Here is a 12,447-nt window from a genome sequence, read left to right on the forward strand (position 1 = left end):
AATGGTAATAGTGAAAATTTATGAAATATGTTATATAATGGGTGTCAGAGGTGGTTTAATATGACAAATGTGATCAAAAAACATAACTATATTTGGTTCTTGCTGTTAATTAGTATCATTTTAATTACGAATTTCACTTTATACAACTTGCCCTCATTAGAACCAATTCCCGACGCTGCAATTATAGGTTCATTACTTGATTTTATTTTAGTCATTCCTTTATTAACTTACCTTTTCATTATTCGAAAGCGTTTTTCCATCAAATATATAGGTTTAGTTATTCTTCTCAGTTACGGTGTGGCATACTTAATTGTTCCTAATAATTATTTTAAAGAATTTCCCTTTGTAAACTACTTTGTAATTTTTTGCGAAGCAATTTTTGTATTACTAGAACTATATATTTTATTTAAAATCGTCTCAAAAATGAAGATTATCATTAAAGACTATAAATCTAACCATTCAAACAGTACATATTTCCAGCATAATATTAAGCAAACAGCTGAAAAACATTTACCTGGAAATCGTATAGTACAAATTCTACTTACAGACATTAGTATGTTATATTATGCATTCTTTTCATGGCGAAAGAAATTTACGAACCCGTCTGAGTTAAGATTTACCTACCACCATAAGACTAGTATGATAGCCTGTAATATTATGATCATTCATGCGATTGTTATAGAATCAATTGGCCTCCATTACTTTTTACATCAATGGAATGAGGTCGTAGCCTATATTCTTCTTATTTTAAACATTTACAGTGTTCTGTTTATCTTAGCTGAAATACAGGCAACTAGATTGTCTCCCTTTTTATTAACTAAACAAAACTTGTTATTAACCGTAGGGTTTTCTAAACGTATTGATATACCACTTGATAAAATTAAAGAGTTTAAGCATTATGATGGTCCAGAGCAGATACCGAATAAAGAATTAAATACGTTATTTGATGCAAGAGCCATCGATTTTATAAAAGAAAAACCTATGTTTGAGATTTTATTAAACGAACCTCAGCAAGTAAAGCTTCTATATGGTATGAAAAAAAATGTTAGCAGAATCATTTTGAATGCTGATCATCCACAGGATTTTTATGACCAACTTGCTCATTACCTTGGAAATGAAAATTCCACTAAAGCATGAAGAAGTAGACAACTAATTAAACAAGCTCGAGGCTCTCGACTAAGTCGACAGCTTTTTTGTACCTTAAAAAATAACTATCCCCGACTACAATGTTAGCGTAACTCTGAGTCTACTAGAAAAAGAAATGATAGATCAACTTTCTATAAAATCCAACGGGTTAACTGCATTGGTTTTATTAAAATTCCATCGACCTTTGTGAAGTTCAAAGTGAAGATGCTGCCTTGAAGCATAACCCGTATCACCCATATATCCTAATAATTGACCTTGCTTTACTAGTTGATTCACCTTTACCTTTCTTGTCCCCAGTTCTAGATGTGAATATACTGTCTCCCACGTTTGACCATTAATATGATGAACAACAAAAATGACTTCTCCATAGCTTTTTGATGTATACGAACGACTAACCTTACCATTAGCAACTGCTAAAATATTTATTTTACCTGATTGAGCGATGTCAATACCGTGATGATTTGGCCTACGTTTTGTCCGAAAACCGGATATAATTTTACCTTTACTAGGTCTTATAAACACAAAATTAACCTCCCCCTTTTTCAATATAATAGTAATTACTTGTACTAAAGGTTCTCTTTCTTATGTAAAATACATGTTTATCATAAGTATAAGCATTGCATTTATAATTTAGATGAATTGCCTATTTTACAGCAGGTAAACTTCGACATCACAAAAGAATATCAGTTGGAGACTATACTCCACCTGATCAAAAATTAGTTACATGTATAGTACAATTTTCACAATAATTAAGTGAGAAATTATTCTTCACAAAAAGAAAAGGCATGAGTTCGGTTTAATACCGCTCACGCCTAGATGCCACTTGAATCCCGACTCTAACTCGGGCAGAACTGCAATGAATAGGTCTAATAAAAAGAACTTTCTTATTGACTTCTTCTAGCAAAATCTACAAATTTGAACTTATCCATCCGATGTCTAGATTCTGTATATTGGAATAACTTAGCATCATCTAAATATACATAATTTTTAACTACAACAATGTGTCGATCACCATTTAAATCTAAGTGATGCTGATCTTCCTCCGTTGCCTCTTCAACTGTAATTTCTTTCTTTGCAAAGCTTATTTTGTAATTTAATTCTCGCTCTAAATATTCATAGATAGAATTCTTACAAATTTGCTTCGTTAATGTCGGTACGATTTTTTGAATAAAATAATCTTTATCCAAAATAATTCTCTCTTCATTGATTTCCCTAACTCGCAAGACTTCCCATACTTTTTCAGTTGGTGATATATTCAATTGATCTTGAATATAAAGGTTAGGTTCACTTAAAACGACCTCATGAACATGTGTTGCTAATTGTCCTTCCATCTTTTGAGCAATTTCTTTAAAGCTTACTAGCTCTGACACCGGGAATTGAAGCTTTCGTAAATCTAACACGATAGACCCTTTTCCCTTCACCTTTTGAATATAGCCGTTTAAAGATAACAAATTCAACGCTTTTCTAATCGTTTCTCTTGATGTATCATAATTTTTTGCTAAATCATGTTCAGATGGTAACTTTGTATTCGGTTCTATTTCTCCACGTTGAATCTTTCCTGTAATATCGTTATATATTGCATTATATTTGTTTTGTCTCATATTAAATCACCAAATTTATTGTATCATCATTTTGTTAAGTGATAAATAATCGATTCATACGGCCTTAGTTCGATATAATTAATGTTCATTGGTGAATCATTATAATTTGATAATAATATACTGTTAGAATAACCATCTATTTCGACCGTTTCAGGTAAAAGAAAAGTAGCTTCTTTAGCATAAAAATTATTTATCACTAACAATTTTTCATTCTTAAAGCTTCTTACATACGCATAAATTTGCGGATGATCTTCTAAAATTAGTTGAAAATCCCCATATGTGATGATGTCATACTTTTTCCTTAATGAAATTAGTTGTTTATAATGATAGAAGACAGAATTGTTATCACGTAGAGCTTCAGTTGCATTTATATGTTTATAATTAGCAGAAACATTAATCCAAGGTTTTCCTTTGGAAAAGCCAGCATTTTTGCTATTATCCCATTGTATAGGTGTTCTTGCGTTATCCCTAGATTTTTGTTTTAAAATATTGAGTATTTCGTTCTCTTTCATTCCTTCATTCTTTTTCATCTTGTAAATATTCAACGACTCTACGTCACGGTAATCCTCTATGCGATCAAAGTTAGGGTTTGTCATTCCAATTTCTTCTCCTTGATATATATAAGGTGTCCCTTGCATCAAATGAATCGTTGTTGCTAGCATTTTAGCAGATTCCTTATGGTACCTTTGATCATTACCAAATCTTGATACAATTCTTGGTTGGTCATGATTACACCAAAACAAAGCATTCCAACCACCACCTTTAATCATTTCGCTCTGCCATGTGGACAAAATTTGTTTTAGTTGCAAAAAGTTAAAATTTGCAACCTCCCATTTCTCTCCATTTGGATAATCAACCTTTAAATGATGAAAATTAAAGGTCATATCAAGCTCCTGTCTTTTTGGGTTTGTATATTTAATACAGTGGTCAATCGTTGTTGATGACATCTCGCCAACTGTCATACTATCGTACTTTGAAAACACTTGTCTATTCATCTCATGTATAAACTCATGAACACGTGGACCATCGGTATAAAATTTCCTTCCGTCCCCTGTAGTACCTGATCTGGTTATGTCATCATTAGGAAATTGCTGATCTTTTGAAATAAGATTAATGACATCTAAACGAAAGCCGTCAACTCCTTTTTTAAACCAAAAGTGCATCATCTCATATACATGTTCGCGAACTTGTTTATTCTCCCAATTTAAATCTGCTTGTGTAATGTCGAACAAGTGTAAATAGTATTGACCTGTTTGGTCATCAAGTTCCCAGGCTGAGTTGCCAAACTTTGATTGCCAATTATTTGGTTCCTTCCCCATATCATCATGCCATATATAAAAATCACGATATTTATTTTTCATACTTTCACGTGACTGTTTAAACCAAGCATGCTCAGTCGATGTATGATTTACAACAATATCCATAATAACCTTCATATTTCTCTTGTGTGCTTCAGTTAATAATAAGTCAAAGTCAGCCATCGTTCCATATTCCTCATGAATACTAAAATAATCACTAATATCATAACCATTATCTCGCTGCGGGGATTTATATATAGGTGTTAGCCATATGATGTCTACACCAAGTTCGGTTAAATAATCAAGCTTAGAAATGATTCCCTGTAAATCACCTACACCGTTTCCAGTTGTATCTTTGAAGCTTTTTGGATAAATTTGATATACTACAGATCTTTTCCACCAAGCGTCTTTCATTTTGTTACCACCTATCCTTTTGTTGAGTAATCTTGGATGCATTGATCATTCCAATAAAAGTACAGAAATTATCGATTGTAATGATGACCATTTCATCGTTTCATTTACCTACTATTTTCTAGCCACTTGTATCCTCGACCTTATAATTACTTATATTCTCTTTATAAAATCTACCGCTGAGCATTAAAAGCTACTTAAAATGAGCATCGCAGAAAAAGCTTTGCTTTTTCTGCGCTCAATCATCGATTAGGATAAATTCACTAAAGAGAATATTTTAGTACACACGCCATATCAAATGAAGTTAAAAAATGAGTAATAGTAATAAGGATTTTATATCCGACCTGTAACCTTTCAATCAAATTGAAAATCGACTCCGTCTATTTTGAACAATCTCATGTGTACCCCAACATATTAATTAGCTTTTCTTTAATTTACCGTATACTATTGTTAACACAAATGGAACAACTAATACGATAGCCATACCTATAAAAAATGAAATCCACTTATCAGGTACAATTGATAAAAATCCTGGAAGACCTCCTACACCTATAGAGAAAGCTTGAACAGAATTTATTGTAATAAACATACCTGCTATTGCTGAACCAAATATTGCAAAAAGAAACGGGTATTTAAACCGAATATTAACACCGAACATAGCTGGTTCTGTAATTCCTAAAAATGCTGAGATCCCTGAAGTAAGTGATAACCCTTTCAGTTTTTCATCTTTTGATACTACCATCATAGCAAATGCTGCAGACCCTTGAGCAATATTCGATAAAGCAAGAATTGGCCATAAGAATGTTCCACCAGTACTACCGATCAGTTGTATATCTACTGCTAAGAAAGTATGGTGCATCCCTGTTACTACTAGTAGTGCGTAAAGCCCACCGTATAATAATCCACCTAATGCTGCAAATTTATCAAAAACCAATACTAACCCATCTGTAATGCCATTCCCAATTGCGAAAGTAATTGGACCAATAATAATAAATGATAAAAACCCTGTGACTAATAAAGTAATTGGTGCAACTAATAAAAGTTTGAAAGCATCTGCAATCCTCTTATTTAAAAACAGCTCAATCTTGGCTAAGACAAATGATGCTATTAATACAGGTAACACTTGACCCTGATATCCTATTTTTGCTACGTCTAAACCGAATAAATTCCAGTAAGGAACTTCGTTATTTGCTAACGCATCTCCATAAGCCCATGCATTAAGTAAACCAGGATGGACAAGCATTAGGCCGAGTACTATACCGAGTAACGGACTTCCACCAAACCGTTTTACAGCTGACCAACCAATTAGACCAGGTAAAAAAACGAACGCAGTATTAGCAATTAAATTTATAATATTAGCAATATCTTTCCATTGTGTATGAACGTCAATTAAAGACTTCTCATCATAAAATATACCTGGACCAGTTAGAATATTATTAATCCCCATTAATAACCCAGCGGTAACGATGGCAGGTAAAATAGGTATGAAAATATCTGCTAACGTTTTAATCATTCGCTGAATTGGGTTTAATTTCTTTTCGGCAACTGTTTTAATCTCTTCTTTTGTTGAACTACCTATTTCGGCCATTTCTACGAGTTGATTATATATTTTGTCTACTAAACCTTGACCGATAACAACTTGAAATTGACCATTAGCAAGAAAAGTACCCTTTACAATTTCTATCTTTTCTAAAGCTTCCTTATCTACGATATCATCATCTTTTAACGCAAACCTTAACCTCGTAACACAATGTGTTGCAGCCTCAATGTTTTCTTTCCCACCTATTGCATTAATAATTTGCTCAACTTGTTGTTTTTCGCTCATCATCTCACCCTCCTGATATCGCTTACATATTTCACTAACTTGTATATACAAATTACATTTAAAGTATAAACCTGTATATACAAGTAGTCAATAATAATTTTTGATATTCTAATTGAATATTATTACCTTAACTTAAGGTACTTTTCGTAAACTTTGCTGTTATCGTTCTAACAATCAAGATAAAAATTCAACAGTCACGTTTTATAGAAAAAAAATGCCTCGAACCTACTTGTATATGTTTTTATTTGTTAGTACAAAAACAACATTCTATATAAAAACCACTTAATATAACTTACTAAAAATCACAAAAACTTATAAACGCTTGATTATTTTATTATTTTTACTTATAATTACTTACAATAAGTATGTGAAGGGTGTGATCTTTTGTTTCAAGAGGAAAGAATGCTTGCCATTCTTAATTACTTAAAAATCCATAAAAAGATAAGCATTGATGAAATTTGTCAACAATATAATGTTTCACGTGATACTGCTCGGCGTGACCTTGTCAAGCTTGAAGAAAAGCAAGCTATCTTACGAACAAGAGGTGGGGCAATTCTACCAACTTTAAATAATGAAATAAAAAATTATAATGACAGACTACGTCTCCTTTCTAAAGAGAAAGAAGCAATTGGTAGAGTTGCAGCCACGCTAGTAAACGATGGCGATATTATTATTATGGATGAATCGACAACCGTACAAGCTTGTGCAGAATTTCTTCAAGCTACAGATTGTACAGTAGTAACAAATTCAATTAGTCATTCATTAATCTTGTCCAATAACCCTGGAGCAGACATATACTTACTAGGTGGTCAATTAAATAAAGAACACCGCTTTCTCTATGGTTCATCCACTGTAGAAAAACTTTCACACTACAACGTTGACAAGGCATTTATTGGTGTTACTGGTATATCAAATCGCGGTCTGACCATTGCACATGAAGAGGATGGATTTGTAAAAAAGAAAATGATTGAGCAAGCAACTGAAGTAATAGTTTTAGCTGATTCAACGAAATTTCATACACAGGCTTTTTTTACATTTGCAGCATTATCACAAATTGATGTGATCATTACCGATCAACAAATTGATGATTCACTCATGAATGTTTTGCATGACTATGATGTTGAACTATTAGTTGCGTCTTCACAAATGTTAAATTTATAAGGCTCTTTTCGTGAACTATGTTGCTTTGTCACCTACTTTTGAGTAACTGATGAGTATTATATGATTTTTATAGCCTTTATCGAAGAAAAGATGCACGAACGCTAGTTGTGTAAGTGTTTAATTATTAGTACGAAAGACAACATTCTATACGATGACAGCCATTAATATAGAATTCAGGAGGAAAAGGGGCATGAAATTACTTGCAATAGATCTTGATGGCACCCTACTAAATCATAAGAAGAATATTAGTAAAGTAAACTTAGCTGCAATTAAAGATGCTCAGGACAATGGTGTAGAAGTTATCATTGCAACAGGAAGAGCTTATTTTGATGCCGTTAAAATATGTAAAGACGCTGAGTTATCAACAAAAATCATTAGTTCAAATGGGGCGATGATTCATACAGAAAAAGGTGAACTACTCCATTCATTTGCTATGGAGAATAACGTAGTTGAACGTAGTATAAAGTGGCTAGAAGACACTGAACTTTATTACGAGGTTACAACAGATAACGGAATATATACTCCACATCATTGTCGTGATGTTTTGGCAATCGAGGTAGACCGCTTAACAAGTGCAAACCCAGAGATAAGTAAAGAAAAGCTTCTTGCCGATACTCACAAACAATTTACTCAAACAGGCTTTACATTTGTTAATCATTATCAAGATATTCTTCATACAAAAGAAGCAGTATATAACATCCTTGCTTTTTCCCTAGACGAGGAAAAGCGACTACAAGGATGGGATTATTTCACAGAACAAGAAAACCTCACTGTTGTTTCATCAGCAGATAATAACTTTGAACTTCAACATCATAAAGCATCTAAAGGAAATGCAGTACAGCTTGTAGCAAATACGCTAAACATTCCACTTAGCGAAACAGTTGCAATCGGAGATAGCCATAATGATTTGTCGATGCTTAAAAAGGTTGGGTATAGTGTTGCAATGGGGAACGCAAAACAAGAAATTAAAGATGTTTGCCATATGACGACATTACTTAATGATGAGCATGGTGTCGCACATGCCATTATTCATAAGATTAACGAGAAAGTATCATTATAAATTACAGCTTAGAACAACTGACCCGCGTAACCATAGGGCGTCACGGTCAGTTGTTTTCGTTATAACTATTATTTTGTTGCTTGCATACACACTTCGTAAAATTTATCTGGCTCTTCAAAATTAGGTGAATGAGCTGATTTTTCAAACCACACGAGTTCTTTTTTTGGTGCTTTTAAATGCTCATAATATTCCTCAGCAAGCTCAAACGGTGTAGTGTAGTCATAACGACCAACACAAATATACACTGGTACTTTCATTTCATCTACTTCGCTTACCAAATCCATCGCCATCAGCTCATCCCATAGCTTACTGTTGGAAAAAGAAAATTTATTATGTCTCATAAAGCGTAGCCAATCTATAATAGAATATTCTCTATACGATACCGATTTACGAATGGACTTCATTTGGGTAGATCCATAAACAGCACCACCAAATTTATCTAACCACTTTCTCTGAATAACGATATCAGTCATTTTATTATACGGTGGGTATCCAATTTTTTCTAATTGCTTCTTTGCCTTGTTATTTTTTGTTTTATTAGCCTTCTCAAGTGTAAAACGATAAGAGATTTCTTCATTTTTCACCATATTCACAAATTGACCAACACCAATATATGCATGTATTAGCTCGGGATGCCTCTTGACAAATATCGATCCTAACAGACTTCCCCAGGAATGCCCGACTAAGTATAATTTCTGTTGATTAAACCTCTGCAGAAGTAATACTACTAACTCGTGTACATCTGAGAGGAATTGGCTAATATTTAAACTGTCAATTTGAACTTCTTTTGAGTAAGATTTTCCAGCCCCCCTTTGATCCCAGTTCACGACTACAAAATCTTCCTCTAGCTTTTGCTGAAGCTTTGGAGCATACCCTATTTGAGCAGCACCAGGTCCCCCGTGTAAAAAAAGTATGAGCGGTTTATGTTTATTTTTTCCCCTTATAAGAATGCATTGTTCGACTCCACCGATCCTAATCATTTCTAACGAAGCAATACTATCTTGAATAATTTGTTTGTTAGCATCAATAAAATTTGGCGTTTTTGCTTTTAACATTTTAATTTATCCTCCCTTACACTACATAGTTAGGCATTGTACATAAATGTCATTGACTATTCTCTATAAATAATATGCTAAATAATTCCAAAGATAAACTAGCTTAGGAATGAGTTTGATTCGTCCTATAGGCTGATTAGCAGCCGACTAAAAGATATATAGCTATTGTAGTTTTACAAATTGGTGAATGTGGAAACACTATACCAATTTATGATGCAGCTAGCTCTAGAGTACATTAGTAGAATAGTGGGGTTTACATAATAAATAGCTAATCAGTAGAAAGAATATTTAAAATCAAGTATAAAAATACGAAGCTTTAATTCTCAATTTTGCACATAAATATACGGGATTATCACTATTATTAATGAATGAACTATTAAAATTACATTCTTTTAATACGAAAAAAAACTTTAACAAGTTATACGAAAACAACAAAGAAAACCGCTTCATTAAAGAAGATATACCTGTACTATTTAACGGTATGTATAGAAAGATTATGCTTCAAAAAACGAATACACATTAATATTTATCGCAAGTAATTATATATATAAATATCAAAAAATAGGAAGAAAAGTGTAATTTCTGAACAATAAAAATCCTACCCATTTTGTTTTTTCACAAAATGAATAGGATTTTGGTTTCGTCGCTAAACCGTAGAACTTTATTCCATAATCGTATAAAGGACTATACTATCCTTACATATGTTTGTTAAAGAACTCACTTACAGCTCTGTACACCTTAAGTTCATTTTCCTTTTTAGAAAAACCGTGCCCTTCATCTTCTAAAACAATATATTCGACTTCTCGCCCTTTCTCCTGTAACGCTTGAACAATTTGATCTGACTCAGCTTTAACAACACGAGGATCATTTGCACCTTGAATGACGAGCATAGGTTTTGTCATATTTTCTAAATATGTGATCGGTGAATATTCAATTAATTTCTCTTTATCTTTTTCAGGGTCTCCTACCCATTGGTTCATAACAGGTTTCCAATGCTCTGGTACGGAATTAATGAACGAAAACAGATCACTAGGTCCAAAAATGTCTACAACAGCTTTGAAGTATTCTGGATGTCTACCATGGAGTAGCAACGACATGTACCCTCCAAAGCTTCCTCCCATAAGAAAGATTTTATCTCTTTCAGCATAGCCATTATTTATGAGAAACTCTATACCTTCGACATTATCAAGCCGCGGTCCATGACCCCAGTCACCTTCAACCATTTTTGTGAATTGCAAACCATAACCAGTTGAGCCTCTGAAGTTTGGAGCAAATATACTAAACCCTTCATTAACAATATATTGAAACACTCCTCTAAAGAATTTTCGTTCTGCAGCTTGTGGTCCTCCATGTGGCCAAAAGACAACGTGACCATTACTGTTTTCAGGCTTTGCTTTGAAAAAGAGTGATTCAATTTCGAGACCATCAAATGATTTATATTTCAGTATTTGAGGATCAACTAGCTGTTCCTCATCCACTCCTAACACTCGGTTATTAGTCAATAATACCCATTCGTTTGTAGCAGTTTCTTTTACATATATATTCCAAGGCTTTGTAGCAGTTGTACCTAACAAATAAATATTACCTTTTTCTGAAACTGAAAGCTGTTCGACCTTTCCAACAGGAAGTTGTATTTCTTTTAATTGGTTTGACTTAAGGTCGTATACATATAAATGGTCTTCAACACCTTTTTCACTAACCACATATAATTGCTTCTGTCTGTCATTATATTTAATAGTGTTAAAGCTTTCATCTTGTAAAGAAACAACCTTACTAAATTTTCGATTTACGATATCAAATTTTGCTATATATGAAAAATCTTCATTGTAATCAGTAAGGAAAAAGAGCTCTGAATCAGATACATAAACTACATCGGTGACTGTATGTTGATTCTCGGAATCTGGTGTTAATGAAAATAGTTCTTCATTTGTTTTTACATATCCTAACGTATGTGTATTTGAGAAATGCTTAATTAAAACCATATTTTCTTCATTTGGACTAATATCAGCTATATAAGTAGCCGCTCCATCTCCGTCTACTACTACCTTTTCTTCTCCTGAATCCATTTGATAACAGTACCCTTTTAAGTATGTTGGGTCATCCTTCGTAGAAGAATAATATAGTCTTTTCCCATCTTCTGACAGAATAGGGTTGATGTGTTGGTGCCCCTCTGCCGTTCTTAGGGGATTTAGGTGTCCACCATGAGGAGGAATCATATATAGTTGAGTATTTTCGTCCCCTTCATGATCAAATGCTGCAATAACAAACTTCCCAGCTTTGTCGTAACGAAGGTCGTGACAACTTTGATCATTAAATGTAAGCGGATACGGAAACTGGTTAGGTAAATCCATTCCCCACAAATTGAATTTCCCACTAATGTTCGTGCTAAAAATAAGCTGACTTTCATCATTATTCACGACAAAATTTTGAATTCTGTACGCACGTAAAAACTGTTCGACATCAGGTTTCTTAAATGTTAGCATATTAATCTCCCCTTTAATAAATGTATACACATCTACTATTATAAATCTTAATAATCACACTGTCTTATAATAGAGGTTGGATTTTATCTCCGTCTAGAGAATGATTTTGAGTATAGCTTACAGTAGTTTATGAATCTGATATTTTATTCATCCTGAGATTCGTTTTATTGATGTGGTATGAGTCTTCTCCCCTCACCTGTTAAGTTACAAGCTCATCAGGGAAATCAACATAAAAGTTTCATAACACTACTCTTAATCAATTTACAAAATTTGAATGGAGATGATATATAAGAGTTTTTTGAACTACCCACCACTTATCAGACCTTACGGTCATGATTGAAGTGGGGGGATTCCTAAGTACGGAAACCTAACGGCTTCTAATTGATTAGGCTATCCCCGTAGTTCCT

Annotated in this window: 9 protein-coding genes; 3 read left to right on the forward strand and 6 right to left on the reverse strand. The window is 33.3% G+C overall.

The window, feature by feature from the left end; translation table 11 throughout:
- The first annotated feature begins 60 nt into the window (after positions 1-60).
- Complete coding sequence (locus SLH52_RS11760) at positions 61-1,137, forward strand: hypothetical protein (RefSeq protein WP_320209465.1); 1,077 nt, start codon at positions 61-63, stop codon at positions 1,135-1,137.
- A 132-nt stretch (positions 1,138-1,269) separates the two neighbouring features.
- Here the strand turns inward: SLH52_RS11760 and SLH52_RS11765 are convergent, their stop codons facing one another.
- From SLH52_RS11765 to treP, 4 genes are all read right to left on the reverse strand, one after another.
- Positions 1,270-1,668 carry a M23 family metallopeptidase gene (locus SLH52_RS11765; RefSeq protein WP_320209466.1) on the reverse strand — a complete coding sequence of 133 codons (399 nt, stop codon included), beginning with the start codon at positions 1,666-1,668 and terminating at the stop codon, positions 1,270-1,272.
- Positions 1,669-2,030: 362 nt separating this feature from the next.
- The gene (treR, locus tag SLH52_RS11770) at positions 2,031-2,747 is read right to left on the reverse strand and encodes a trehalose operon repressor (protein ID WP_320209467.1); all 717 of its coding nucleotides are present in this window, start codon (positions 2,745-2,747) and stop codon (positions 2,031-2,033) included.
- A 26-nt stretch (positions 2,748-2,773) separates the two neighbouring features.
- Entirely contained in the window at positions 2,774-4,459 is a 1,686-nt protein-coding gene (treC, locus tag SLH52_RS11775) for an alpha,alpha-phosphotrehalase (protein WP_320209468.1), read from the reverse strand.
- Between the two features lie 415 nt (positions 4,460-4,874).
- Positions 4,875-6,284 carry a PTS system trehalose-specific EIIBC component gene (gene treP / locus SLH52_RS11780; protein WP_320209469.1) on the reverse strand — a complete coding sequence of 470 codons (1,410 nt, stop codon included), beginning with the start codon at positions 6,282-6,284 and terminating at the stop codon, positions 4,875-4,877.
- A gap of 381 nt (positions 6,285-6,665) precedes the next feature.
- Between treP and SLH52_RS11785 the strand changes: the two genes are divergently transcribed.
- On the forward strand, positions 6,666-7,442 hold the full coding sequence (locus tag SLH52_RS11785) for a DeoR/GlpR family DNA-binding transcription regulator (protein WP_320209470.1): 777 nt from the start codon (positions 6,666-6,668) through the stop codon (positions 7,440-7,442).
- A 190-nt stretch (positions 7,443-7,632) separates the two neighbouring features.
- Positions 7,633-8,502: a Cof-type HAD-IIB family hydrolase gene (locus tag SLH52_RS11790; protein WP_320209471.1), complete on the forward strand. Its 870-nt coding sequence runs from the start codon at positions 7,633-7,635 to the stop codon at positions 8,500-8,502.
- 68 nt (positions 8,503-8,570) lie between these two features.
- On the opposite strand, the gene SLH52_RS11795 is transcribed toward SLH52_RS11790, so the two are convergent.
- Together SLH52_RS11795 and SLH52_RS11800 are read right to left on the reverse strand one after the other, a co-directional pair.
- On the reverse strand, positions 8,571-9,557 hold the full coding sequence (locus SLH52_RS11795) for an alpha/beta hydrolase (RefSeq protein WP_320209472.1): 987 nt from the start codon (positions 9,555-9,557) through the stop codon (positions 8,571-8,573).
- A 695-nt stretch (positions 9,558-10,252) separates the two neighbouring features.
- A complete protein-coding gene (locus tag SLH52_RS11800) occupies positions 10,253-12,040 on the reverse strand; it encodes a S9 family peptidase (protein ID WP_320209473.1) in 1,788 nt (595 codons plus the stop codon).
- Between the last annotated feature and the right edge of the window lie 407 nt (positions 12,041-12,447).

The organism is Cytobacillus sp. IB215665, from assembly GCF_033963835.1.
Classification (GTDB): Bacteria; Bacillota; Bacilli; order Bacillales; family SM2101; genus Nanhaiella.